Origin of the sequence: Chitinibacter sp. S2-10 (assembly GCF_046530675.1) — a bacterium.
In the GTDB taxonomy this organism is placed as follows: domain Bacteria; phylum Pseudomonadota; class Gammaproteobacteria; order Burkholderiales; family Chitinibacteraceae; genus Chitinibacter.
In genome coordinates, this window is the sequence record NZ_CP172558.1 from 860,949 (window position 1) to 887,067 (window position 26,119).

The following is a 26,119-nucleotide window of genomic DNA, read 5'->3' on the forward strand; positions in this document are numbered from 1 at the left end:
TTGAGGCAGCGCTCAACCCTCAGGATAGAAAAATTAGGACAGCTTGAAGCCGGAAACGGAAGATTTCAGTTCTGCAGCCAATCCGGTTAACTCGCCCACAGCGGCGGCCGATTTTTTCGTACCTTCTGTGGTTTGTTCGGTAATGGCCAAAATGTCACGCATCGCTGTTGTTACTTTGGAAGCCAGTGCAGTTTGCCCTTCGGTTTCGTGTGCGATCGATTCAATCAAGCGCGCCAGTTCACGGGATACCTTACCAATTTCAGAAAGTGCCGTACCTGCAGCATCGGATAATTTCGCACCTTCAACTACACCCTGAGTAGACACTTCCATCGCAGCAACGGCATCGTGCGTATCGGCCTGAATCGTTTTTACAATGGCGCCGATCTGCTTGGTCGCCTCACCAGAGCGCTCAGCAAGTCGCTGAACCTCTTCGGCAACGACCGAGAAACCTCGACCGGCTTCACCCGCTGCAGCCGCCTGAATCGCAGCATTCAAGGCCAATACGTTGGTCTGTTCGGTAATGTCAGAAATCAACTCAACGATTTCGCCAATTTCCTGCGATGACTCGCCCAAACGTTTAATCCGTTTCGCAGTTTCCTGAATCTGTTCGCGGATCTCACCCATTCCTTTAATCTGGTTATTTACTGCATCAGCCCCCTGCTCGGCCACCGCCAGAGATGTTTGCGCAACTTGAGCCGACTGGTTGGCGGTGCTCGATACACCTTGAATCGAATGCACGATATGCTCAATATTCTGATTGGTGCTTTCAATTTCTTTCGACTGGCGTTGGGCTGCAATCAGCAGTTGACCGGAAATATTCTGTGCCTCAGTCGTTGCTGAGGTTACTTTCTCGGTCGCGCGGTTAATCCCGGTAATCAGAGAGCGCAATTCTTCAATCGTAAAGTTGATCGAGTCAGCAATCGCCCCCGTCAGATCTTCAGTTACCGACGCACGTATTGTCAGATCACCATCGGCCAAATCACCCATTTCATTCAATAGGCGCAAAATCGCATCCTGATTTTTGCGGTTTTCGGCCTCGGAAGCGAGGCGACGCTTCACAGACTCCTGATTAAAGACCCGTACCAGCAATAATAATGCAATCAAGGCTGTCAAAATCAGAACCACTTCAAGCACGCCGACCAGAAATCCACCCACAGTATTCTGATACTGCTGAGCCAGCTCAACGGCATCCACCAATAGCCGATCCGAATCGCGCACAATCGCCTGATTAGCCAGACGGGTGTTTACCAATGGCTGCATATTTTTCGAGAATGAAGCGACCACCACCTCGAAGTCTTTAAACAAACCATTAATTTGTTCCAGTTTTTCAGCCAATTCCGCCGTTTGTACTGGGTTAATTTGTAGCTCGCCACTGCCTTCCGAAAAACCTTTTACAATTTCATTAAAGGTGGAAACGTCCTTACCCAGCAAAAAAACCACTTCCGGATTGATCAGCTCGGACGCCAACATGGCATTGGCGTTCTTGGACATTCGTTGCGACAGCATCGAGAGCTGATTGGCGTAATCCAGCTCGCGCGCATTTGCCCCGGCCTCATTGAGCATTGATGTCAGCTGCTGGGTTTGCTCTAGCAATTTGGCATCATTGGTATTGATACCAGCCACACTTCTACCAATGGTAATCAACTGGGGTTTTTGCTTCAGAATGGTCTCAACCGTCGGGCGACTGGGATTTGGGCGATAGGAAGCACTCCAGGTCGCATTGAGTTTTTCTAATTGCTCCTGACCGGACACCTGAAACAGGTTGAATAAATCCCCACCTTCGCTGAGCGTTTTCAGGTTTTTATCAAACTTGTTATAGGCCTCTTCCAAAATCGGGAATGAATCTGCAGTCCCTTGAACCGCCTGATTGGAGGCACGAGCCAGACGCTGTGAAAGCATCTGCATTTCAGTCGCAATGGCCTGATTTGTCGCATTACTATTTGCAGCACGAAAAGATAGAAATGCCGTCAATGCGAACAGCAAAACGCTTAACAGCATAATCACCAGCATGATCGCCATTTGCTGGCGGGGCGGCATATGGCCGATCAAAGGCAAGGGCTTCAGACTTTGGGCGTCGGCAGCCTCAGGAAGACGAATTTTGTCCAGAATCCATGTGGTTCTGGATGAGTCAAATGCATGCTTTTTAGTCGCAGCGGTTTTACCCGTCTGATCGTTCCCCGAGAAAAGCCCTTTAATTTTGTCCGACACACCCATTACAGCCTCCCAAATCACTGCATTTGTGATCTATTTTTATGCGATCCCTGTTTGCAAAAAGCTCGGTTGAGCGACCAACTCTGCAACATTTAATATTTTCCAGCACTGACCTGCCGCATCTTGGTAGACATCACCAACCCAAGGCGGTTGATTGATCGCTCTTTCCTGCACAGTTAAATCGGCCAGATGCTTTAAACCCAGCATTCGATTCACTAAAACTGCGGCATGTGGCAAGTGGCGGGGCTGCAGCAAAACCAGACGGGACGCCGCAGTAAATCCTGGATTAGGCAATCCCATGTACGCGGGTAAATCAGACACGCTGACCAAATTACCACGGATATTGGCAACCCCTTTAAACCAGGAAAAACCCAAAGGCACAGATGCAATAGCAGGTACTGGCATTACTTCAGCGACATCAGACAAATCAACCAGCCAGTTTTCGCCACCAATCATTACCCCCAAACGGGCATCAACCTGAGCCACGGCTGCCGCGCTCTGCAAGCGGCTCATTACCCCTTGCTGATATTCGCGCAAACTAATGCGTTTTGCCATTGCGCACCTCGGCTGTATTACAGATTGGCAATTTTATTGAGCAATTCTTGCGAATCAACCGGCTTAACTACATATTCAACCGCACCCTGGCGTTTTGCCCAAACCATATCCGTTTCCTGATTTTTCGAGGTACACATGATAATTGGAATATTTTTTGTCGCCTCATCACGGCTAATCGTGCGCGTAGCCTGAAAACCGTTCATGCCTGGCATCACAACATCCATCAGGATCAGGTCGGGCATCAATTCTTTGGTCTTCAGAACAGCTTCTTCCCCCGACTCCAGCGTCATAATCTGAAAACCATTTTTTGTAAGCAATTCACCCAAAAAATGACGTTCGGTTGGAGAGTCATCAACAATCAGAATTTTTTTGATCGCCATAATAGCTTCGCTTTCCGTAAAAAATATTCTCTTAAACAGCGCACGCGTGTGAACGCACTGCGGCAAGTAAACTGTCTTTGGTGAATGGTTTGGTCAAATACTCATCAGAGCCGACCATCCTGCCCCGGGCTCTGTCAAACAGTCCATCCTTCGATGATAACATCACCACCGGCGTCGCTTTAAAGCGCGGGTTTTTTTTGATCAGGGCGCACGTCTGATACCCATCCAAGCGCGGCATCATCACATCGACGAAAATCACATTCGGATGATAATCAGCAATTTTGGCCAATGCGTCAAAGCCGTCTTCGGCCAGAATTACCTCACACCCAGCTTGCCCCAAAAATATCTCGGCACTACGGCGAATGGTATTGCTGTCGTCAATCACCATCACCTTAACACCTGTCAAATTGGACATTTGGCTCCCCCGATTTGAACTGCCTGATCATCTACAGGCATTCTGCAGCAACGATAACACACCGATACGATGATGAACGCTATCGAGTAAGTTTTATTATGTAGGGGAAAATCATATTACTGCAGTTATGTATTCGACAAGGCTAATACATAAAGCGTAGAAAAAAAGAAACCCCGATCGAAATTGCATTTGACCGGGGCTATATAGATTGCTCCGCAAAGGAGCCCCGCTCAGGGAGGAAAAGCGGGAGGTGCAGGGGCGCACCTAAGAATTAAGATAGTCGTCCTGACTTATTTCGCAAGACATAATTACTCTCCGTCCATCGGCTCCATTTCGGCTATTTGCGAGCCAATCTCATCAAACCATCCGCCGACAACTTTTTCAACCTCGGACACGCCTTGCTTTTTCGAGCTCGAAAATAATTGCACAGTAATTTGCGGATAATTGGCCAGCTCGTTTTTTACATTCCGCAAAGCCAGTACTTTTTCCTGATTATTGAGCTTGTCAGATTTGGTCAGTACACAATGAACCGGCTTGCCCGTTGGCAAAAAGAAATCCAGCATCACACGATCCAGATCAGTCAGTGGGCGACGACTATCCATAATCAAAACCAGCCCAATCAGATTTGGGCGATTTTCCAGATACTTGCCCAGCAAACCTTGCCAGTGTTTGCGTACAGCCTCAGGCACTGCAGCATAACCATAGCCAGGCAAATCGACCAGACGACGTAAATTACCAAAATCAAAATAATTGATATGCTGGGTACGACCCGGTGTCTTGGAGACAAAAGCCAGCCGGGTATGATTGGCCAGCGTATTAATTGCACTGGATTTGCCCGCATTCGAGCGGCCAGCAAAAGCCACCTCCACGCCGTCAGCAGGGAGGGTTTTTAAATCATTGACAGTAGTAAGAAAAGTCAGGCCTTGAAATAGGGACATCTGTGAGCGCCATAGTGGTTTGTATCGGGGTCTTGCTATAGAATACCAGCATTTGATAGACCATCGTCGGCATACTGGGCTAAAACCCACCTGAACAACGACCGGCGTACGCTAAAAAAGACGGGAGCGGATTTATGCGTAGCATGACTGTGGCGGTAAAGCTTGCAGCACTTTTGATGATAACACCGGTGGTTTTCGCTGCAGGCGTCAAGGCAGATCCAGCCAAAGGCAAATTGATTGTCGATCAAGTCTGCGCCGCTTGCCACGGAGCCGATGGCAATAGTGTAGTTGCAGCCAACCCCAAACTTGCTGGCCAGCACCCAGAATACCTTGTCAAACAATTGACCGAATTTAAAGCTCAGAAACGCAAAAACCCGGTTATGCTAGGCATGGCAACACCGCTGTCTGAAGCCGACATCAACAACGTGGCGGCTTACTACAGCCAGCAAGTCCCGAAAGCTAAAGGCGCTTCAAACAAGGAATTGGTCGAAGCCGGTAAGAAAATCTATCGCGGCGGCGTTGCCAGCAAGAATGTACCAGCCTGTATGGCGTGTCACGGCCCAGCCGGAGCTGGCATTCCTAGCGTCTACCCACGTCTGGCAGGTCAGCATGCGGCCTACACCTCCGCTCAGTTGAGCACTTTCCGCACAGGCGAACGGGCCAACAACCAGGTAATGATTGATGTTGCGGCCAAATTGTCCGATCAGGAAATCAAAGCCGTTTCCCAGTACATCCAGGCGCTGCAGTAATTTTTAACTGAATATTTTTTGATTGGAAACTAGTTTGCCGCCAGGCAGACCAAGAGGGGTCGCGATTGAGCGCCCCTCTTTTGATTTTATGACTCCGAATCCTCACCACACTTCTTTTTCGCGCGCCCTGTACGAGCTGCTCTCGTCGATGCGTTTCGCCATCAGCCTGCTCACTATTCTGGCGATTGCCTCGATCATTGGCACCGTGCTCAAGCAAAATGAGCCTTACGTCAATTATCGCGTCGAGTTTGGCGAATTCTGGTTTGGCATTTTTGAACCCATCGGCCTGTTTGACGTTTACCATGCAAGCTGGTTTTTGCTGATTCTGGCTTTTCTGGTTCTGTCGACCAGCCTGTGTATTTGGCGGCATCTGCCCGGTGTACTCCGCGAGATCAAAAGCTATCGCGAGAAAGCCAGCCTCAACTCGCTGCGCCTGATGAGTCATCACGTCGAAGCGGCTCAGATCCTCAAGCAGAACGATGTCGAACAGCACCTCAGCCGCTCAGGCTATCGCTATAAAATTCGTCAGCAAGCAGAAGTCACGCTGATTGCAGCCAAAAAAGGCAGCTGGCAAAAACTGGGCTATTTGTTTGCTCATGCAGCGATTGTCATTATTTGTATTGGCGGTTTGATGGATGGCAATTTACCGCTTAAATTACTCGAACTGACCGGCCAGAAAACGCCGGAAATTCGCGATATTCCACAAAGCCAGATCCCGACCGGCAGCCGCCTGCAAAGCAATAACCTGTCATTTCGCGGCAATGTCACTCTCCCTGAAGGCGGCTCTGCTTCAGTCGTATTTCTGAACGCCGGCAATGGTTATTTCGTTCAGGAACTGCCTTTTGCAATCAAATTGAAAAAATTTCACATCGAGCATTATTCGACCGGCATGCCCAAATTATTTGCCAGTGATATCGATGTCCTCGATTTGCAAAGCGGCAAAGTCATTCAAAGTGGCACGGTCAAAGTCAATCACCCGCTGATTGTCGACGGCGTAGCGATTTATCAGGCCAGTTTTGGCGACGGCGGCTCGGGGCTTGAGTTTGTTCAGTGGGACTTGAATACCGGTAAAACCCAGCCATTGCAAACCCGCTCGCAAACCAGCCAACCCTTAACGCTGGGCAAGACCCAATATCAGCTTGAGGTCGGTGATTTGCGGCCATTCAATATTGAAAACCTTGGCAAAGCGCAGACCGAAACGTCAACGATGGCGGTCGACCAATTGCAGCAAGCCATGGCCAGCGCGCAATCGGTCAAGGGTGAACATAATCTGCGCAATCTCGGCCCGATGATTCAGTTCAAATTGCGCGACGACACCGGTCAGGCGATTGAATACCAGAATTATATGGCGCCCTTCACCGAAAACGGTGCCAGCTATTTGATGACAGGTATGCGCCGGGAAGTCTCGGCACCATTCAGCTTTACGCGCATACCCATGGATAAAGATTATAAAATCGATACCTTTATGCGTTTGCGCCAGACTTTGCTCGATGCTGGCTTGCAAACTGAAATCGCCCGCCGTACCGCCGCCAAAGCACGCGCCGGTGGTGGCGTTTCGGCACAGGGTGAAGCGCAATTTGCCGAAGTAACGCGCAATGTACTGGCGCAATTTGCCAACGGTGGCTTGCCCGCGATTGATCGTTTCTTGAGCGAAAAAGTCCCGCAGGACAAGCGCAGTACGGTGGCGCAAACCTATCTGAAGGTATTGCAGGGCGCAATGATCGACGCAATGGACGTCGCACAGGACAAGGCCGGTTTACCGATGATTGCGGTTGATGAAACGCAATACCGTTTCTTGATGGATAGCCTCGTTGCGATCAGCCAGTTATTTGACTATGGCGCCCCCACTTTATTGCAACTGAGCGGCTTTGATGAAGTCAAAGCCAGTGGCTTTCAGCTCACCCGATCTCCCGGCAAGAATGTTGTTTATCTGGGATCGTTGCTGCTGATCATCGGCGTATTCTGCATGTTCTACATTCGTGAAAACCGGCTTTGGATTCGTCTGGATCAAAACGGCACTTTGATTGCAATGAGCAGCAACCGCAAAAACCCCGAGCTTGATCGCGAATTTGAGCATCATGCCGGGCAACTTCTTCAAACGAAGACTCAAGAATCAAGCGAGTAATTCATGAACTCAATCCTGCAAAAACGTTGCTGGCAAGATTATCTTTTTGCCTTGCTGATCAGCCTCACCGGCATCGTGACATGGCATCGCTACGGTAGTTTTCTCGATTACTACGAACAAGGCATCCTGCTTGGTGCGGTGGCCGGACTGATCTGGCTCGGCTGGTTCTGGCCAGCACTGCGCTGGTTTTTTCCAGTCTGCGGCGCAATCGCACTGGCTGCAATCGGCCTGTATCAAGGCGACTTGGCGCGCGGGCAAAGTGCCTTCTGGCTCAAATACGTCCTCGCCAGCCAATCTGCTGTAATGTGGATGTGCGTGCTGTTTTTCCTTGCGATGCTGATGTACTGGTTCGGCATGCTCAAGCGATCAGGCACGGTACTCGGCATCGCCAGCGGCCTGACTTGGGCGGCTGCGGCTGCAGCGCTGATTTCCAAACTGGTTCGCTGGTATGAAAGCTATCTGATCGGCAGCGATATCGGCCATATTCCGGTATCGAACCTCTATGAAGTTTTCATCCTGTTCTGCCTGATTACCGCATTGATGTATTTGTATTACGAAGCCAAGTTTGACCAGACTCGCGATCAAAAGGAACAAAGCGCACGCGCGATGGGTGCTTTTGTCCTGCCGGTGATTTGCGCCGCTGTCGTTTTTATTATCTGGTACACCTTTGATCGCCAAGCCCATGAAATCCAGCCGCTGATTCCGGCACTGCAATCGTGGTGGATGAAAATCCACGTACCGGCGAATTTTGTCGGTTATGGCGCTTTTGCCCTGGCTGCGATGCTCGGCGTTGCGCAACTGGTCGTCTCAAAAAGCTGGCTGGTCAACCGTCTGCCGAGTTACGACACGCTCGGCGAAGTGATGTATAAGGCCATTGCGGTGGGCTTTCTGTTTTTCACGATTGCCACCGTACTGGGCGCGATGTGGGCCGCCGACGCCTGGGGTGGCTACTGGAGCTGGGATCCGAAAGAAACCTGGGCGCTGATTGTCTGGCTCAACTACGCTGCGTGGCTCCATATCCGGCTGATCAAAGGCTGGCGTGGCAATGTGCTGGCCTGGTGGGCCGTGATCGGCCTGCTGGTAACGACATTTGCCTTTATCGGCGTTAATATGTTCCTGTCCGGTCTGCATTCCTACGGCGGGCTGTGACGACAGCATCTGAGTCATTCAAGCCGGGTGTGATGTCGTGCATACCCGGTTTTGTAGTGCCGCTATACCATGCTACGAACATAGTTCTACAGGGTAGTGGCAATGCGTCTGGATCAAAGTGCCTTATTCTTCCGTACTGACCGGGGTAGTCATGAATTACGGGAACGCAGCCCCGGTTTTCCAAACCGTCAACGGCAGTTATTGTTCCTGATCGACGGAAAAAAATGCCTGACTGACCTGATGGCGTTTAATCCGGATCTCGATGATCTGACCCTGCACCTGACACAACTACATCAGCAAGGATTGATTGCCTGCCGGCAAAATGGGCAATCAATTCGGATTCCTCCGGCTGCGGTCAGAGCGACGTCACGCCGACGCCCGTCAGAACAGGCTTTGCTCACGGCCTACAGCATCATTGCAGAAAGCGACGCCTCCCACCTGAATAACCAATTGGCCAGCATGATCAACACGACATTCAGCGCAGTGCAATGCAGCAGCGACTTGCAATATTGCATTGATCGCTGGCAAAAAGCTTTGCGCGAGCTGGGGCTTGATCGCGAAGCCAGCGAAGCCTTGTGGCAGGTACGCAGCGCGCTGAGCGATTAAAGCCAGCTTATTGGCTGATCAGGCAGGCGAGTAAATGCTGTTCCAGCAGCGTCCAGTCGGGCGCTGCTTCACTTTCAACGATCACTTCAAAGCGGCTGTCGCGGCGGTAAGCGCTGGGCGCAGCGCCGGGCATTCCTGCCACCCAGTCAAAGCGATACCAGTCGCGCTCGGTCTGAAAAACACCCTTGGCTCGGCTCAACCCTGTTAATTGAAGCGCCTCAGGCTGGTTGAATTGCTCAAACAACGCCGCCACCTTGGCGCTGGCAAACAGCGCTTCAGGTGCAAAAATCCAGCCACAGCTGTGCGAGCCCAAGCTCGATTGAGTTTTGCACACCGGCCATGATTGCGGCGGCGTTTCAATCTCGGCAACGATCTTTTTACGCGGCATTAAACGGTGCGAATTGCGACTGTCCGCCAGCTCAGCCTCATTCGGCCAGCGTTCTGGATGCAACTCCAGATCAAGCAAAGCCGCGTCAAACACGCCCTGATGCGCTCGTTGCACCGCCAACTTGGGCGGGAATTGCGCGGCGGCCATTTTCTCGGCGGCAACGATTTGCTCTTCATCGGCCAGATCGCATTTATTGAGCACCAGCACATCAGCCAGTTGCAACTGATCGCGCCACGTTTCATGCGTTGTATAACGGCTGTCGTTCAAATGGCGTGGGTCGAGCAGCGTGATAATCGCGCGTAATTCGAAAGCACTCGTCAACAATGGATCACGCAGTAAATCAACAATACCCGCCGGGTGTCCCAAGCCAGAGGGCTCGATCAGCAAGCGGTCTGGCCGTATACCCCTAGCTAACTTAGTTAAGGTCACGCGCAGCTGCGGGCTGGTCGTGCAGCAAATGCAGCCGCCGGGCACTTCGGCGACTTGCAATCCCTCACCCGCCGCCGACAGGCTGGCGCCGTCGATCCCGACTTCCCCAAATTCGTTGACGACAATCGCCCAGTATTCATTCGCCGGTTTATTCGCGAGCAGGTGCATCAGTGCGGTGGTTTTGCCAACGCCCAAAAAGCCGGTGACGATATTGACCGGAATCGCAGGCTTTGTACTCATGATGCTTTATTCACCGACTCTGAATTTGCCAGAGCTGGCTTGTGCTCGCGCTTTTTGCTCTCATCCGTGTGCAACAGGCTCATCGCGGCACCCGATTGCCCAGCGACCATTTTCGGCAGCACGATCAGGCATTTGATCAGCGCATTGTCGATCTGCTCCTGTTCCTCTTTGCGCGGCGGTTTGAGCACGTAGTTTGCGACCTCGTTTTTATTGCCAGGATGGCCGATACCGACGCGCAAACGCCAGTAATTGGGCGTACCCAGATGCGATTGAATATCGCGCAAACCGTTATGCCCGCCGTGCCCGCCGCCCTGTTTGAGCTTGGCCAGACCCGGCAACATATCCAGCTCATCGTGAACCACCAGAATTTCATCAGGCAGGATTTTATAAAACTGCGCCAAAGCAACGACAGACAAACCGCTGCGATTCATAAACGTTTGCGGCTGCAGCAACCAAACATCGTGGCCGGCAATATTGACGCGACCACAAAGGCCATGAAATTTGCTGTCATGACGCAGCATAATCTTGCCGTCAGTCGCAAGCTGATCGACCAGCCAGAAACCTGCGTTATGCCGCGTCGCGGCGTATTCAGCGCCCGGATTGCCCAGACCTACAATTAATTTGATTGCCATTGTTTACTCAAAACAGATGCAGAAAAACCAGACGCAAATGATACCGCGAATAGGCTCATCAGACCGGTAAGGCGCGACAGAAAACGGACATAAAAAAAACCCGCATTGAGCGGGTTTTTTTTGCAAAACAGGAAAAGGGATTAGCCTTTTGCGCCGTTGAGCAAAGATACAGCCAAGTCTGAGCCGCGCAGCAATGAAACCAATTGCACGCCTTCTGGCAAAGCCAGATCAGACAAGTGAACTGACAGATTACCCACAGCCAATTTAGATTGGTCTACGGTAATGAATTCTGGCAATTTAGAAGCAACGCAACGAACCATTACTTCGTTCAGTACGTTACTGATCGCGCCGCCTTGCAGCTTAACGCCCAGACAAGTGTCGCCACCAACGAAGTGCAATGGCACTTTCAGTTCGATCACAGAGTCAGCAGTTACGCGCTGGAAATCGATGTGCTGTACTTGCTGTTTGAACGGGTGGTATTGAACTGCACGTACCAGAACTTGTTCAGCAGCACCGCCGTCGATCGACAAATTGATCAGCGCAGTGTGGAATTTTTCGTCTTGCAGCGTGTAGTACATGCTGTTGTGGTCCAGATTGATCGCTGTCGGGGCAACAGTGCCACCGTAAACGATACCTGGCAATTGACCGGCTTTACGCAGGCGGCGGCTCGCACCAGTGCCCTGCTTTGCGCGGCTTGTAGCATTTAATTCGAAAGTCATTTGAAACTCCAATATCTTAAAATGACATGCGCCCCCCGCGACCAGAGAAGCACACGATTCGGGGTATAGCCCCAGAATTCTTTTACAACAAAGCCTACAGGCATATACCCATAGGCTTTATCAAAATCTTTAATCAACGAACAGGCTGGAAACCGACTCTTCGTTATTGATGCGGCGCATCGTTTCAGCGAGCAAACCAGCAATCGATACGACACGAACTCGGCCGCTCGCTTGCGCTTCTTCCGACACCGGAATCGTATCCGTTACCACGACTTCATCCAAAGCCGATTGCAAGATACGTTCAACGGCAGCACCGGAGAATACCGGGTGAGTGGCGTAAGCCATCACTTTTTTCGCGCCGAATTTTTTCAGCGCTTCAGCGGCTTTACACAGCGTATTGGCAGTATCAATCATGTCGTCGATGATGATACAGGTACGGTCTTTCACGTCACCGATGATGTGCATCACTTCGGCCACATTGGCTTTCGGACGACGTTTGTCGATGATCGCCATATCAACGCCGAGCTGTTTCGCCATCGCACGGGCACGCAATACGCCGCCGACGTCAGGGGAAACAATCATCAGGTCTTCGTGGTTTTTCGCGCGGATATCGGCGAGCAAAACCGGCGTCGAATAAATATTGTCGACCGGAATATCGAAGAAGCCCTGAATCTGGTCGGCATGCACATCCACTGTCAGCACACGGTCAACACCGGCGACTTGCAGCATATTGGCAACGACCTTAGCCGAAATCGGCACCCGCGCCGAACGCGGACGGCGATCCTGACGCGCATAACCAAAGTAAGGAATCGCCGCAGTGATACGACCGGCCGAAGCTCGCTTGAGTGCGTCAACCATCAGCATCATTTCCATGATGTTGTCGTTGGTCGGAACACAAGTCGATTGCAATACAAAGACGTCACGACCGCGTACGTTTTCGAGCAATTCAACCGTCACCTCGCCATCGGAAAAACGGCCAACGGTGGCGCGTCCCAAGGAAATATCGAGGTGATTTACTACACGTTCAGCAAGCCGTGGGTTGGCATTGCCGGTAAAAACCATGAGGCTGTCGTAAGCCATTTGCGATTCCTCAAAAACGAAAAGCGTGTAACCGATGATTACACGCTTTTCTTTTTATTGGTGGCAGGGGAAGAAGGATTCGAACCTTCGCATGTCGGAATCAAAATCCGATGCCTTAACCAACTTGGCGACTCCCCTAACGATACTGCACCGACTAATCGGCTGCAAAATCGAGTAACTGGTGCTCTCTCAAAGATGATGCAATAAAACCTGCCATCTCTTTAGGAAGGCCGGATATTACGGCATCCGCCCGATTTTGTGAAGTGTTTTTTTCAAAATCATGATCGACAAACCGGGCAAAAACGCAGCTCCCCGATCCGGTCATCCGCGCATCGCCATATTGTTTGAGCCATTCGATGGCACGGGCTATTTCCGGGAATTGGCTCACCGCAACGCCTTGCAGGTCATTATGCAACGCCGCCCAGTCGACCCGGCCTTCAAGGAGCTCGCTTCGAAGTGATGGCGTATTTCTCGGCAAGGACGGATCACCGAAAATCGCCGCAGTTGGCACATGCACTTGCGGGTGCAAAACCACAAAGCGGGCATCGTCGGTCTGAATCGGCGTCATGATTTCACCAATGCCCTCAACCAGCGCATTGCGGCCAAAAATAAAGAACGGTACGTCGGCACCGAGTTGCAAACCCAGATCCATCAAAGCCTGGCGGTGACAATCCACCGACCACAGTCGGTTGAGCGCCAACAGCACCGTCGCCGCATCCGAGCTACCGCCGCCCATTCCCCCGCCCATCGGCAGGCGTTTTTCGACACGAATATCGACGCCCAAATTCGTTCCACTCGCCGACTGTAACAGGCGGGCTGCGCGTACAGTCAGATCGCTCTGAGCTGGCACGCCGAGGATGGGATTATGATGAACAATCTGTCCGTCCTCACGTACTCGCAGCCAGATCGTGTCGTGCACGTCGACCAGCTGGAAAATGGATTCGAGCAAGTGATAACCATCGTTGCGCCGACCGATAATGTGCAAAAAAAGATTCAGTTTGGCCGGAGCAGGGAAAGCAGCAAAGCCGCGCTCATCAACAGGTGCGATATAACTCATGGTACTGCGGTATTCCATTGATTAATCAGAATGCGCACTTTCAATTTGTCGCGCATTAATTCGATGCGATAAGGTTGCGTGCCGTTGCGATAATCGCTGGCAATGATGCGCCAGTCGTTTTGCAGCAAAGCCTCGCCGTCGCGCGAAAAGGGTTCATCGGGCCTGGGCAAGCCGCGCAACCACCAGCGCAACCCGGAAACCGGCAAAGCCACACCGGTCAGTCGCATCAGTAGCTCTTCCGGATTGCTGGCTTGTTCGAGCAGATCGCCCCGATTGAGAACCGCAGAACTCACCACCGACCCCTGATAGTGCAAAGTCAGTTCGGCCAGCGTAGAGCCAAACGGCGTCGACAACGTCAATTGGTCATGCTCAGGCGTAGCCAGCCAGGCAAATTGCGCGGTATCAGAGCGGTTGCCCTGCAGAATATTCACTTTGCCATTAACGGCAAAACCACTGGCAGGAACAGCCAACGGGGTTTGAGAACAGGCGGCCAGCATTCCCAACAACAGCAAGCCAGCGATACGCTGAAAGAAAGCGCCAATTACAAACTGCATCATGATTTACAAGCCCAGCCGCTGACGGACCTCCAGAGCCACTTCATCGTCGGGTTGCACAGCCAGCACCTCGTCAAGAATTTGCTGCGCGCGCGCCTGATCGCCTTTTTTCCACAGCACTTCGGCCAGATGGGCGCCCACTTCGGCGTCGGGCATCAGCTTGTAGGCTTTTTCAAGCAAATCCAGTGACTCGTTCAAGCGCCCCTGTTTGAAGCGCAACCAGCCCAGCGAATCGATAACGACAGGATTTTCCGGCTGCTGGGCAATGGCATTACCCAGCAGGGTATCTGCCTCTGTGTATTTATCCGTGCGATTTGCAAGGATATACCCCAAGGCATTTAATCCATTCACATTATTGGGCTCCATTTCGAGGTATTTGCGCAAATCCGCTTCTGCCCCAGCAATGTCACCACTCAGATCACGATACAGTGATCGGTCATAATACAGTTCGGCCTGATGCGGCAGCTTGCCAAGCGCGGCGTCGAGCGCAGCGAGCGAGCGCGGCAATTGCTTGCGCTCCCGCCAGACCTGCGCTTCAACCTGCGCCTTGTCCACCTGCTCCAGCTCGGTCATATCCGGCAAGGCCGCCAGTGCCTTGTCGGCCAGCTCTTGCTGACCCAGTTTGGCGTACAGCCTCGGCAAACGCTGCGTGACCTGATTGCTACGCTCAAGCGAGGCTTTGCCGTACCAGTCGACGGCCAGTTGATACTGATGTCGCTGCTCGGCCAATTGTCCCAGATATACCGACAGATAACCGGCACTACCCGGATTCAACTGCACTGCACGCGTCAAAAAACCTTGCGCTTTGACCGTCTCGTTACGCTGCATGGCAACCAGACCTGCTCCAGTCAGCGCTTCGACGTGATTCGGGTCACGCGCCAGAACCGTCTCGTAATATTGCCCCGCCTGCGCATACTGACCCGCATCAGCCGCCGTTCTGGCCTGTACCAGCACAAGATTATTCGACATCGGATTGGCTTTGGCTGCCGCAGCAAGCATTTCCGTCGTTAACGCCGGTTCTTTGCCGTCAAGTAACTGCACTTTATACAACACGGCCACTTCCCAGTTCGGACGCAGTTTCAGCGCCTGATCAAGTTCCTGCAACGCCAGTGGCACTTGCTGGGTATTGCTGTACGCCACCGCACGGGCAAAGTGCGACTCGGGCATTGCCGGATAAGCGGCCGTCAACTGTTCGGTCAGCTTGACTGCGGCATCACGATTGACGTCCTTACTCCAAAGCTGGTGCATCTGCATAAAAAACGGTGCGATTTCCTGCGGTTTGGCGGCAAACATCGCACTCAGGTGTGGCTCGGCCTCAGGCAGGCGGTTCGCACGCAGTAACAAACTCACCATCAATTGGCGCGGAGGCAAGGCAGCAGGTACTGCAGCAATCCAGATTTCAGTCGCCTCCTGCGCCAACGCCAGTTGACCCGATGCCACCGCCAATTGCGCTGCACGCTGAGCCACGCGCGGATCCCGGGTTTTGCGTGCCAGATCAATCCAGGCTTCGGCGGCCAGCGGCACATTACCACGTTGCGCTGCCACATCACCCAGCACAAAGCGCATCACCAATTCGCCATCAAGATCCATTTTCGGCAAGCTTGCCGGATCAAATTCGGGCGGGTTTTCGCTGGCAGCAACACTGGGTTCATTGGCATCACTGGGCGTCAGCGTCGGTGTGGCGCAGCCAGCAAGCCCCAGAAAGAGCGAAGCGATTAAAGCCGAGGCGCGCAATGTCATAGCAAATCCAGTGAATAGGTAAGACGAGGAATAGAGAATGCCGATATTAGGTAAACTGAGGCTTAAAGTCCAACTCTAGACAAAACCCATGCCTGAATTACCCGAAGTTGAAACCACGCGCCGCGGTATTGCCGATCACTTACTGCAATCGAGCATTAAGGAAATCATAGTTCGCAACCCTGCGCTACGCTGGCCTGTTCCGGCTGATTTGTCGCAACAAGCGGCCAACCAGCGAATTTTATCGGTACGACGACGTGCCAAATACATCCTGCTCGAACTGGGCACGGAGACGAAGGCTACGGGCACTATCCTCATTCATCTGGGCATGTCAGGCAGTCTGCGTATCCTGACCGAAGCTTTTCCAGCCGAAAAACACGATCATATCGATCTGGTATTACAGAACGGCATTCGGCTACGTTATCGCGACCCGCGCCGTTTCGGAGCATGGCTGTGGATTGCAGGCAATCCGCTGACGCACCCATTGCTCGCGCATCAGGGACCAGAACCACTCAGCGCCGACTTCAATGCAACTTATTTAGCGGACAAACTAGTGAACAAACGCACAGCGATCAAGCAACTGATCATGGACAATCAGTTGGTCGTCGGTGTGGGCAATATTTATGCTTCCGAATCATTGTTTCGGGCACGGATCAACCCGACCAGAACCGGAATGAGCCTGACACCAACCGACATCGCAGTGCTTTGCGAGCAGATCAAGGCCACACTGCTTGAGGCGATTGCAGCCGGTGGCAGCACCTTGCGTGATTACGTGGATAGTGACGGTAAAGCGGGCTACTTTATGATTAATAGCTACGTCTATGGTCGCGCAGGCCAGCCGTGTCGTATTTGCGGTACACCGATTAATCAATTGCGCCAAGGGCAGCGAGCCACTTTTTACTGCCCTCAATGCCAGAATTAGTCTTTGCAAACGATATACCCAGTTATACTTTACTCGAAACCACGCAGATCGATCATGCCGCGTAAGGGGAAAAAATGAGTACCGAATACCTGCATCAGGATGAAATCGCCGCCAACGACCACCTGGTTGCCAATTTTCAGGCTTACAGCGAATGGCGCGGTCATCTGACCCAATCCATCGCACAACTGGCACGCTGGCTCACCGATCAGGATCTGAACGACACGCAAACCACTTTGCGTATTCAGGCAATGATTGATCGGCTGAAAGAAGACAAGCTCAATATCGCCTTTGTCGCCGAATTTTCGCGCGGCAAGTCCGAGCTGATCAACGCCATTTTTTTCGCGCACTATGGCAAGCGCATTCTGCCATCGAGCGCAGGTCGCACCACGATGTGTCCGACCGAATTACTGCACGATGACAGCAGAGCACCTTGTCTGCGCCTGTTGCCGATTGAAACGCGTGCCGACAATGTCACGACGCTCGAATATCGTCGTTACCATGACGAATGGAAAACCATTCCTCTCAATATCGACGATGCCGATTCGATGCAGGAAGCCTTCAAGGAAATCGGCCGCACTCAGCGAGTCAACGTTGAAATCGCCAAAAAATTTGGCTTGTTTGACGAAAACGACCCCGATCAGGTCGTCGCACTCGATGCCAATGGCGAAGTTGAAATCCCGTGCTGGCGGCATGCGATCATCAATTTCCCGCACCCTTTGCTCGAACAAGGGCTGGTCATTCTCGATACGCCGGGCTTGAACGCCATCGGTACCGAGCCTGAACTGACGCTCAATCTGCTGCCTAATGCGCATGCGATTCTGTTCATTCTGGCCGCCGACACCGGCGTGACCAAATCGGACATCGAAGTTTGGCGCAATCATATTGTTCGCAACCAGAGTGGCAAACGCGGCCGCCTGGTCGTTCTGAACAAAATCGACGGGCTTTGGGATGATTTGAAATCAGCAGCCGAAATCGAGGCCGAAATCGTCAAGCAAGTCAAAACCACCGCTGATTTGCTGGCGATGCAGCCAGCGCAAATTTACCCGGTTTCGGCACAAAAAGCGCTGCTGGCCAAAGTACAGAACGACGATACCCTGCTGGGCAAATCACGCCTGACTGCACTTGAAAAAGCGCTGTCGGATGATTTGCTGCCCGGCAAACAGGACATCGTTCGCGACGCGACGCAAAGTGAAGTAGAAGACGTCGTTACTGCGATACGTGGCATTTTGCAAGCACGTCAGGACGGCGTGAAAGAGCAACTGAACGAATTGACTGGTCTGCGCGGCAAAAATCAGGATGTCATTATCCAGATGATGGACAAAGTTCAGGCCGACAAAAAACACTTTGAGCAAGGTCTGGTTCGCTTTCAGGCGCTGCGCTCGGTCTTTACCCAGCAAACCAACAAACTGTTTTCCTTGCTCGGCAAAGACGCACTCAAAGCCGAAATTGACCGTATCCGCGACCAGATGGAGCGCACGCTGTTTTCGTTTGGTGACGGGGGTTTGTCTTCGACGATGGATAAATTTTTCATCGACATCAACGGCTCGATTTCCAAATCTGCCGAACAGGTCGCCGAAATTCAGGCGATGATGGCCGCAATGTACAAAAAATTCAGCGAAGAACACGGTCTGGGCTCGGCAACGCCGCCACCGTTTTCAACACTGAAATATCACAAGGAACTGGCGCGGCTGGAAAAATCATTCCGCGAACATTTCAACACCGTCGGCAATCTGCTGACGACCACGCGTGGCCGTTTAACGCATAAGTTCTTCGAAACCGTCGCCAGTCGCGTTGTTTACGTCTTCGAAGTTGCCAACCGCGACGTTGAAAACTGGCTCAAAGCCGTGATGGCGCCGATGGAAACACAGGTTCGCGAGCATCAACTGCAACTGCGCCGCCGCCTTGAATCGATCAAACGCATTCACAAAGCCACCGATACACTGGAAGATCGTATCCAGGAACTCGAAGAAATCAACCTCCAGCTGACCGCACAAATCAGCGAATTGAACGGCCAGCTGCGCGGCGTTTATGCGGCGCTGCACGCCGAAATGCAGCAAAGAATGGTGGCATAAAAGGCTTGCCGGCAGCCGCTGTCGGCAAGCAGTTCACCACACTCTGAGCCTCGATGGCCGCTGGGTCATCGAGCCCAAATACCCTGACTGCAAACCGGCAACTCATCACTGATTCAGCTGCAATATGCCGACTGCTGTAAACTTCGCCGCTATTTATCATTTTCCAGACGTTTCTGTATGAAACTGCGTGAGCTAGCCCTACTTCTTGATTTATCCCCTACGACAGTCAGTCGTGCCTTAAACGGTTTTTCCGACGTTAGCGAAAAAACCCGGCAACGGGTACAAAGCGCTGCGGCACGTCACGGTTATCAGCCCAACAGCACGGCCAGAAAATTAGCCCTGGGTCGCACCGATAGCGTCGGAATGATTTACCCCTTGCAGCCCAATGACTTGAATGACCCGGTTTTTCACGCCATTCTGGGCGGAATGACGGATCGTTTCAATGATGCCGGTCTGGATTTGATGCTCATTTCCGCCCACAGCCACAATGAACTGGAAACCTATCGCCGCGTAGTCAGTGACCACCGGGTTGATGGCTTGATTGTGGCGCGTACCCGTATTTATGACGAAAGGCTGACTTATTTACAGAAGGCCAATTTTCCCTTTGTCGCGCACGGACGTTCCCAGCTGGCAAGCCCCTATCCCTGGTTTGATTATGATAATGAATCAGGTTCGCGGCAGGCTGTAGAACGACTGGTGTCACTCGGACATCGCCGGATCGCGCTCATGTCTGCACCACTGGAAATGAATTTTGCCATGCAACGCAAAATGGGCTTTGTTGCCGCCATGCAATCGGCAGGGCTGACAGTAGAACCCGGGCTAATGATGGAAGGTGCCCTGAATCCGCAGGCTGGTGAAATGCTGATGCAGCAGCTCATACGCTCAAGTCAGCGCCCCAGCGCCATTGTGGTCGACAACAACCTGTCCGGAATCGGCGTACTCAAAGCATTACGCGACGCAGGCCTGCGCATAGGCACCGACCTCTCCGTCATCGTGTTTGGCGGGATTGCACCCGAGCTCGCTATGGGGCAAATTGTTACCTCCATACAACAACCTGAGCCACGCGAAGCCGGAATGACGATTGCTTCACTGCTACTTGATCGTCTTGCCGACAAACCGGTAGAAAGCTTGCAAACTTTATGGCCGACCACTTTACAGGCGGGCACCAGCGATCAACCTTGCCTGGATTAATAAATACCTATCCATGGTATTTAATTAAAGCCATTAAAAATCAAAGCCCACATAGACATACCCATAAAAATTCTCCGTGGGTAATGTTAGTACGGTCGCCTTCCCATCTCTTGTCTATCCAGCAAAAACCAGACAAACCTGTTCTTGCTTGAATCAATGGCTCCGATTGAGGTATTTGCCACTGCATCGGTGGCAACCCTCGGTCAGCACGACAAAGGTCAAGCCGTGAGAACCCAGTCTGCATCACGATTGCCAAGCCCAAAGCACGAATAGCGACTGCTTGCAGATGCACAAACGTCTGGCATTTTTACCCCAGCCATCACGACCGCTACCTAGTTTCCCGCTTTGACGTCAATAGGGAAATCGACTCATTTCAAGATGTAGTGTGAAAATTTACAGTACCTCCGAAAGCAATCCAAACCGCTTTGGATTTTTAAATAAACATCTCATACAAATTTGTTTTTATTGAATAAATTTCAACAAATCCGGTTTGATTTTGCTTTTTGTATGAAGAAAAAAAAAGAAACATCAAACCACAGGCCATCCGACTGCAGACTCCGCAGCGATGGTAGGTAATTCACATCTTTTGAGGGATAGTCTTGTATGTTGGTTTCTGGAAAAACACGTTTCACCCCGGCTAGACTCGCTCTGGCCGTATGCGGCTTTGGCCTGGCAATGAGTGCTGTAGCGGCCGATTTGCCAATCGATATTCATGGCTATGGCCGTACCGGGATTGGCATGAATCCCGATGGCGGCGGATCGCAAGCCTGTTTCAAACTCGACGGCGCTGGCTCTAAATACCGTCTGGGCAATGAATGCGAAACTTATGCCGAATTGGCCATCGGTGGCACTGTCTTTGAGAAAAAAGAAACCAACACCAAATTCCGTATCGAATCACGTGCCGCAGTTGCGGCCAAACAGTTCCAGGACTGGGAAAGCGGTGACACCGCTGAATTTGCATTCCGTGAATTATTTGTCAGCGCCGAAGGCATTGGCCTAGGTAGTGCCAAAGTCTGGGCGGGTAAACGCTTTTATGATCGCCATGACGTACATATCAGCGACTTCTATTTCTGGGATAACTCAGGTCCTGGCGCAGGGATTGAAAATGTCGACGTAGGCTTTGGTAAATTTGCTTACGCATGGCGCCAAAATACCGTCAATACCTCAAGCACAGCCCCAGAAGATCTGGATCGCAAAATGGGCATTTCCGGTCATGATTTCCGCCTGTCCGGAATCAAAACCAACGAAGGCGGCGAACTGACCGTGGGTCTGGATTTCCGTTTTGCCGACAAAACCGAAGCCGATCTGGGTCTGGCGACCGATGGTTTTGGCTTCAACATCATGCACACCCAGGGCGGTGTAGCAGGTGGCTTTAATAAAATCGCATTCCAGTATGCCAAAGGCGATATTTCCAGCTTTGCCTATGCATATCCGAACGCGACAGCCAATGAAGACGATGAAGCTTACCGTGTCGTAGAACAATTCATGTGGCAGCCTGAAGGCAGCAAATTTGCCGGCATGGCAACGTTCGTCTGGCAAGAAACCGATAAAGCTGCAGCCGGGCAGGACGAAACCTGGTTCTCGATCGGCGTTCGTCCGACCTATGCCTTTAGCGAGCATTTGGGAGCCGCATTCGAGCTGGGCTACGATCAGGTCAGCCCGGAAGTGGGCGACACCCGTGATCTGACCAAAGCCACACTGGCCTTGACGATCAAACCCGAAGCTCGCAATTTCTGGAGCCGTCCTGAGCTGCGCCTGTATGCAACTTATGCCGATTGGAACAAAGCGGCTCAGGATGCCGCATCCGGGGTAAACAATCCGCTCTCGGCCAATGGCCAGTTTGGCAACAGCACCAATGGCTGGTCTATCGGCGCCCAAGCCGAAGCTTGGTGGTAATTTAGCAGTCAAACCGCAGGGTGCGTGAGCGCGCCACCCTGCGGTTCTTTTTTATTCAAACAGGTTTAGCAAATGATCCAGATTCAACAAGAATGGTGGCGTGGAGCCGTAATTTACCAGGTATATCCGCGCAGTTTTGCCGATAGCAACGGCGATGGTGTGGGTGATTTACCCGGTCTGCTGGGCAAGCTGCCATATATTGCATCGCTCGGCGTCGATGCGGTCTGGATCAGCCCTTTTTTCAAATCGCCAATGAAAGACTTTGGCTACGATGTCGCCGATCATCGCGAGGTCGATCCCTTATTTGGCAGTCTGGCCGATTTTGACGCGGTACTCCACCGTGCCCATGAGCTGGGGCTCAAAGTCATCATTGACCAGGTGCTGTCACACACTTCGGCATCGCACGCATGGTTCAAGGAAAGCCGGGAAAATAAAAATAACCCCAAAGCGGATTGGTATATCTGGGCCGACGCCAAAGCAGACGGAACCGCGCCCAATAACTGGTTATCCATTTTTGGCGGGCCGGCCTGGACTTGGGATACCCGCCGCTGCCAGTATTATCTGCACAACTTCCTGTCGAGCCAGCCGGATCTGAACTTTCATCATCCGGCAGTACAGGATGCCATTCTGGCCGAAATCCGCTTCTGGCTGGATCGCGGCGTTGATGGTTTCCGTTTTGACGCCTGCAATTTTCACTTCCATGACCAGCAGCTGCGTAGCAATCCTCCCGCCGATTCGCACGATGTCAAAACAGTGAGTCGTGATAATCCTTATGGATTTCAGTCGCATATTTACGATAAATCGCAACCGGAAAATCTGCCATTTCTCAAGCGCATCCGGCGCTTGCTCAATGAATACGGCGCAATGAGTGTCGGCGAAGTAGGCGACGATGACAGCCTGAAAATCATGGCGCAATACACCGAAGGTGGCAACAAACTGCATATGGCATACAGCTTTAATTTGCTGACCAGCGATTGCACTGCCGCCTATATCAGGCAGCAAATCGAGGATCTGGAAAGCCATATTGGTGACGGCTGGGGATGCTGGTCGATTGGCAATCACGATGTCATGCGCGTGTTAAGCCGCTGGGGCAAGAATACCGCTCATCCACGATTCTCGCGCAGTATGCTCGCCATGCTACTGAGCCTGCGTGGTTCGGCCTGCCTGTGGCAAGGTGACGAGCTGGCACTGGCCGAAGCTGAAATTGCCTTCGAACAATTGCAAGATCCATATGGCATTGCCATGTGGCCCGAATTCAAAGGCCGGGATGGCTGCCGCACCCCGATGCCGTGGCAACATGACGCAATCGGCGCCGGCTTTACCAGCGGAAAACCCTGGCTGCCTATCCCTGCCAGCCATCAGGAACGTGCAGTGAGTCTGCAGGATACGGACGCAGCTTCTACGCTGAATTTCAATCGTCAGTTTATTAGCTGGCGGAAATCGCAACCTATTTTGCAGTATGGCGATATCAAACTCCTCGATTGCCCCGAACCGGTATTGGCCTTCACGCGGCACTACCTCGGTGAAACCTGGTTGTGCGCGTTTAACCTGTCCGAATCCGCTGCGGTTTTCGCGTTCCCGGACGGCGAACTAGAAGCACTGTCAGGGCATGGGCTGAGCGGCGCCAAAGCGGAAAACGGCCGGATTTCATTTGATCACTGGGGGGCGTTGATCGCCCGGATAAAAGGATAAACCATGGCAGCCGTATCGTTACGCCAAATCAAAAAAGCTTTCTCCGGGTTTTACACGCTGCACGGGATTGATCTGGAAATTGCGGATGGAGAATTTGTCGTCTTTGTCGGGCCATCAGGCTGCGGCAAATCAACCCTGTTGCGCACCATTGCCGGGCTGGAAGACATCACTGACGGTGAAATGCAAATTGACGGTATTCGGGTCAACGAATTACCGCCCGTCAAACGCGGTGTTTCAATGGTCTTTCAGAGCTACGCCCTGTATCCGCACATGAGTGTATTCGAGAACATGGCGTTCGGCCTAAAGCTGGCGGGGATGAAAAAAGATGAATACACCCCGCTGGTCGACAAAGTAGCCAAAGTCCTGCAAATCGAGCATTTACTCGGACGGCAGCCCAAAGCACTTTCCGGTGGTCAGCGCCAGCGCGTCGCCATTGGCCGCGCTCTGGTTCAGAAACCCAAAGTCTTTCTGTTTGACGAACCGCTTTCCAATCTGGATGCCTCTTTGCGCGTTCAGATGCGGATCGAAATCGCCCGTCTGCATCGTGAATTGAAAAACACCATGATTTATGTAACGCACGATCAAACCGAAGCCATGACACTGGCCGACCGCATCGTCGTGCTGCGGGCAGGAAAAATCGAGCAGGTCGGAACACCCATCGAGCTGTATCACCAGCCCGACAACCTGTTTGTCGCCGGATTTATCGGTTCGCCAAAAATGAACACGCTGGCAGCCACCGTCAGCCGGATCGAAGACGGCGTGGTCACGGTCGCGTTGAAAGACGGCACGCCGATCTCGCTGACCATTGACGCCGGTGATGCACAAGTCGGCGACGAAGTGGTCGTCGGCGTCCGGCCCGAGCATCTCTTTCGCGCCGAGAATGGCGTCAACCAGATCAAGGGGCAAATCCTCGCCACCGAACAACTGGGTGAAGCAACGATGCTTTATCTCGATGTAGCGGGAATGAGCGACACCTTTGTCGCCCGGATGCCGGCGCTGTTCAAGTCATCTGGCGAACAGCAAATTTTGCAGTTCAAAGCCGAACACGGCTATTTATTCAGGGCAGACGGAACAGCCTTCCGCCGCCTTTTTCCACTCGCCGAATAGGCATAATCAAGGAGTTGCCATGCATTTCACTCGTCGTTCTATCGGCAAATTTGCCATTTCTTCACTGGCTGCGGCAGTTACTTTTGCCGCAACCGGATCTTCGGCATTTGCTGCCGACAAATTGCTAATCTGGATCAATGGTGACAAGGCTTACAAAGGGATCGAGCAGGTCGGCGCCGCCTTTACCAAAGCGACCGGGGTCGAAGTCGTCGTCGAGCATCCGGAAGATGCGCCAGGCAAATTCCAGCAAGCGGCCGCAGCAGGCAAAGGTCCGGATATCTGGATCTGGCCTCATGACCGTCTGGGCGAATGGATGAGCGCCGGTTTGCTCAGCCCGATCACGCCGTCAAAAAAAGTTGTTGAAGGCATTGATCCGCTGGGCTGGAAAGCCTTTACCGTCAATGGCAAAAAATGGGGCTATCCGATTTCGATCGAAGCACTCGGTCTGATTTACAACAAGGATCTGGTCGCGACACCGCCAAAAACCTTTGAAGAAATTATGGCGCTGGACAAAAAACTGGCCGTCCAAGGCAAAAAAGCCATTTTGTGGGACTACAACGAGCCTTACTTCACCTGGCCAATGCTGGCTGCCGGCGGTGCTTATGCATTCAAAGCCAACGCGGATGGTTCTTACAATGTCAAAGACGTCGGCGTCAATCAGCCCGGCGCGATCACCGGACTGGATACGCTGCAAAAACTGGTTAATACCGGCGTATTGCCAAAAAGCGCCAGCTATGCCGACATGGAAGCGGGCGTCAATCAGGGCAAAATTGCCATGATGATCAACGGACCATGGGCATGGGACAATCTGAAAAAGAGCAAAATCAACTGGGCGGTAGCACCGATTCCAACCGTCGCCGGCAAACCGGCAGCGCCTTTTGTCGGGGTACTGGGCGCGATGATCAATCATTCATCGAAAAACAAGGAATTGGCAGTCGAGTTTCTCGAAAATAATCTGCTGACCGTGCAGGGACTAAAAACCATGAACGCCGATGTACCGCTGGGCGTTCCTGCAAACAAGGCATTTTATAACGAGCTCAAAGACAATCCGGCCATCGTCGCAACCATGGCTTCAGCCAAAGCAGGTCATTTGATGCCAAACGTTCCGGAAATGGGTCGTTTCTGGGCCGCTTTGAAGTCTGCATTACCTAATGTGATGAAAGGCAGTCAGACTCCGAAACAAGGTCTTGATACTGCAGCAGAACGTATTCGCACAAAATAAGTTGTCATCATCGCCGGAGTCGCGCCCTTCCGGGCTGCGCTCCGGTTTTAACC

At 52.2% G+C, this 26,119-nt stretch carries 23 protein-coding genes and 1 tRNA gene; 11 read left to right on the forward strand and 13 right to left on the reverse strand.

Annotated elements, in window-relative coordinates:
- Window positions 1-33: 33 nt before the first annotated feature.
- From ACG2XO_RS04070 to yihA, 5 genes are all read right to left on the reverse strand, one after another.
- Window positions 34-2,214: a methyl-accepting chemotaxis protein gene (locus ACG2XO_RS04070; RefSeq protein WP_410499539.1), complete on the reverse strand. Its 2,181-nt coding sequence runs from the start codon at window positions 2,212-2,214 to the stop codon at window positions 34-36.
- Between the two features lie 36 nt (window positions 2,215-2,250).
- Window positions 2,251-2,766 carry a chemotaxis protein CheW gene (locus ACG2XO_RS04075; RefSeq protein WP_410499540.1) on the reverse strand — a complete coding sequence of 172 codons (516 nt, stop codon included), beginning with the start codon at window positions 2,764-2,766 and terminating at the stop codon, window positions 2,251-2,253.
- A 17-nt stretch (window positions 2,767-2,783) separates the two neighbouring features.
- Window positions 2,784-3,146, reverse strand: a complete 363-nt coding sequence (locus ACG2XO_RS04080; protein ID WP_410499541.1) for a response regulator — start codon at window positions 3,144-3,146, stop codon at window positions 2,784-2,786.
- Window positions 3,147-3,177: 31 nt separating this feature from the next.
- A complete protein-coding gene (pilG, locus tag ACG2XO_RS04085) occupies window positions 3,178-3,561 on the reverse strand; it encodes a twitching motility response regulator PilG (RefSeq protein WP_410499542.1) in 384 nt (127 codons plus the stop codon).
- Window positions 3,562-3,869: 308 nt separating this feature from the next.
- On the reverse strand, window positions 3,870-4,499 hold the full coding sequence (gene yihA / locus ACG2XO_RS04090) for a ribosome biogenesis GTP-binding protein YihA/YsxC (RefSeq protein ID WP_410499543.1): 630 nt from the start codon (window positions 4,497-4,499) through the stop codon (window positions 3,870-3,872).
- Between the two features lie 134 nt (window positions 4,500-4,633).
- On the opposite strand from yihA, the gene ACG2XO_RS04095 reads away from it, so the two are divergent.
- From ACG2XO_RS04095 to ACG2XO_RS04110, 4 genes are all read left to right on the forward strand, one after another.
- Window positions 4,634-5,248: a c-type cytochrome gene (locus tag ACG2XO_RS04095; protein WP_410499544.1), complete on the forward strand. Its 615-nt coding sequence runs from the start codon at window positions 4,634-4,636 to the stop codon at window positions 5,246-5,248.
- A gap of 88 nt (window positions 5,249-5,336) precedes the next feature.
- The gene (locus ACG2XO_RS04100; RefSeq protein WP_410499545.1) at window positions 5,337-7,373 is read left to right on the forward strand and encodes a cytochrome c biogenesis protein ResB; all 2,037 of its coding nucleotides are present in this window, start codon (window positions 5,337-5,339) and stop codon (window positions 7,371-7,373) included.
- Window positions 7,374-7,376: 3 nt separating this feature from the next.
- Window positions 7,377-8,522: a c-type cytochrome biogenesis protein CcsB gene (ccsB, locus tag ACG2XO_RS04105; protein ID WP_410499546.1), complete on the forward strand. Its 1,146-nt coding sequence runs from the start codon at window positions 7,377-7,379 to the stop codon at window positions 8,520-8,522.
- Window positions 8,523-8,624: 102 nt separating this feature from the next.
- Window positions 8,625-9,128, forward strand: a complete 504-nt coding sequence (locus ACG2XO_RS04110) for a hypothetical protein (RefSeq protein WP_410499547.1) — start codon at window positions 8,625-8,627, stop codon at window positions 9,126-9,128.
- 7 nt (window positions 9,129-9,135) lie between these two features.
- Here the strand turns inward: ACG2XO_RS04110 and ACG2XO_RS04115 are convergent, their stop codons facing one another.
- The 8 genes from ACG2XO_RS04115 to ACG2XO_RS04150 all read right to left on the reverse strand — a co-directional run bounded on the left by ACG2XO_RS04115 (window position 9,136) and on the right by ACG2XO_RS04150 (window position 15,967).
- On the reverse strand, window positions 9,136-10,185 hold the full coding sequence (locus ACG2XO_RS04115) for a CobW family GTP-binding protein (RefSeq protein WP_410499548.1): 1,050 nt from the start codon (window positions 10,183-10,185) through the stop codon (window positions 9,136-9,138).
- Complete coding sequence (pth, locus tag ACG2XO_RS04120; RefSeq protein WP_410499549.1) at window positions 10,182-10,817, reverse strand: aminoacyl-tRNA hydrolase; 636 nt, start codon at window positions 10,815-10,817, stop codon at window positions 10,182-10,184. The genes ACG2XO_RS04115 and pth overlap by 4 nt, the downstream gene beginning before the upstream one ends.
- Before the next feature lie 140 nt (window positions 10,818-10,957).
- A complete protein-coding gene (locus tag ACG2XO_RS04125; protein WP_410499550.1) occupies window positions 10,958-11,536 on the reverse strand; it encodes a 50S ribosomal protein L25/general stress protein Ctc in 579 nt (192 codons plus the stop codon).
- 129 nt (window positions 11,537-11,665) lie between these two features.
- Window positions 11,666-12,616 (reverse strand): ribose-phosphate pyrophosphokinase, encoded by a 951-nt coding sequence (locus tag ACG2XO_RS04130; protein ID WP_028450411.1) that lies wholly within the window; start codon window positions 12,614-12,616, stop codon window positions 11,666-11,668.
- Between the two features lie 61 nt (window positions 12,617-12,677).
- A tRNA-Gln gene (locus tag ACG2XO_RS04135) sits at window positions 12,678-12,754 on the reverse strand.
- A gap of 16 nt (window positions 12,755-12,770) precedes the next feature.
- Window positions 12,771-13,673 (reverse strand): 4-(cytidine 5'-diphospho)-2-C-methyl-D-erythritol kinase, encoded by a 903-nt coding sequence (gene ispE, locus ACG2XO_RS04140; protein ID WP_410499551.1) that lies wholly within the window; start codon window positions 13,671-13,673, stop codon window positions 12,771-12,773.
- Window positions 13,670-14,230 (reverse strand): lipoprotein insertase outer membrane protein LolB, encoded by a 561-nt coding sequence (gene lolB, locus ACG2XO_RS04145; RefSeq protein WP_410499552.1) that lies wholly within the window; start codon window positions 14,228-14,230, stop codon window positions 13,670-13,672. Before lolB ends, ispE begins: the two co-directional genes overlap by 4 nt.
- A gap of 3 nt (window positions 14,231-14,233) precedes the next feature.
- Window positions 14,234-15,967 carry a tetratricopeptide repeat protein gene (locus tag ACG2XO_RS04150; RefSeq protein WP_410499553.1) on the reverse strand — a complete coding sequence of 578 codons (1,734 nt, stop codon included), beginning with the start codon at window positions 15,965-15,967 and terminating at the stop codon, window positions 14,234-14,236.
- Between the two features lie 88 nt (window positions 15,968-16,055).
- Between ACG2XO_RS04150 and mutM the strand changes: the two genes are divergently transcribed.
- The 7 genes from mutM (at window position 16,056) to malE (ending at window position 26,066) form a co-directional block, all read left to right on the forward strand.
- Window positions 16,056-16,886 carry a bifunctional DNA-formamidopyrimidine glycosylase/DNA-(apurinic or apyrimidinic site) lyase gene (gene mutM, locus ACG2XO_RS04155; protein WP_410499554.1) on the forward strand — a complete coding sequence of 277 codons (831 nt, stop codon included), beginning with the start codon at window positions 16,056-16,058 and terminating at the stop codon, window positions 16,884-16,886.
- Between the two features lie 74 nt (window positions 16,887-16,960).
- On the forward strand, window positions 16,961-18,958 hold the full coding sequence (locus ACG2XO_RS04160; RefSeq protein ID WP_410499555.1) for a dynamin family protein: 1,998 nt from the start codon (window positions 16,961-16,963) through the stop codon (window positions 18,956-18,958).
- Between the two features lie 177 nt (window positions 18,959-19,135).
- The gene (locus tag ACG2XO_RS04165; protein ID WP_410499556.1) at window positions 19,136-20,149 is read left to right on the forward strand and encodes a substrate-binding domain-containing protein; all 1,014 of its coding nucleotides are present in this window, start codon (window positions 19,136-19,138) and stop codon (window positions 20,147-20,149) included.
- A gap of 603 nt (window positions 20,150-20,752) precedes the next feature.
- Window positions 20,753-22,045 (forward strand): maltoporin, encoded by a 1,293-nt coding sequence (locus ACG2XO_RS04170; protein WP_410499557.1) that lies wholly within the window; start codon window positions 20,753-20,755, stop codon window positions 22,043-22,045.
- Window positions 22,046-22,117: 72 nt separating this feature from the next.
- On the forward strand, window positions 22,118-23,737 hold the full coding sequence (locus tag ACG2XO_RS04175; protein ID WP_410499558.1) for an alpha-glucosidase: 1,620 nt from the start codon (window positions 22,118-22,120) through the stop codon (window positions 23,735-23,737).
- A gap of 3 nt (window positions 23,738-23,740) precedes the next feature.
- A complete protein-coding gene (locus ACG2XO_RS04180; protein ID WP_410499560.1) occupies window positions 23,741-24,844 on the forward strand; it encodes an ABC transporter ATP-binding protein in 1,104 nt (367 codons plus the stop codon).
- 19 nt (window positions 24,845-24,863) lie between these two features.
- The gene (gene malE, locus ACG2XO_RS04185; RefSeq protein WP_410499561.1) at window positions 24,864-26,066 is read left to right on the forward strand and encodes a maltose/maltodextrin ABC transporter substrate-binding protein MalE; all 1,203 of its coding nucleotides are present in this window, start codon (window positions 24,864-24,866) and stop codon (window positions 26,064-26,066) included.
- Window positions 26,067-26,119 lie beyond the last annotated feature (53 nt).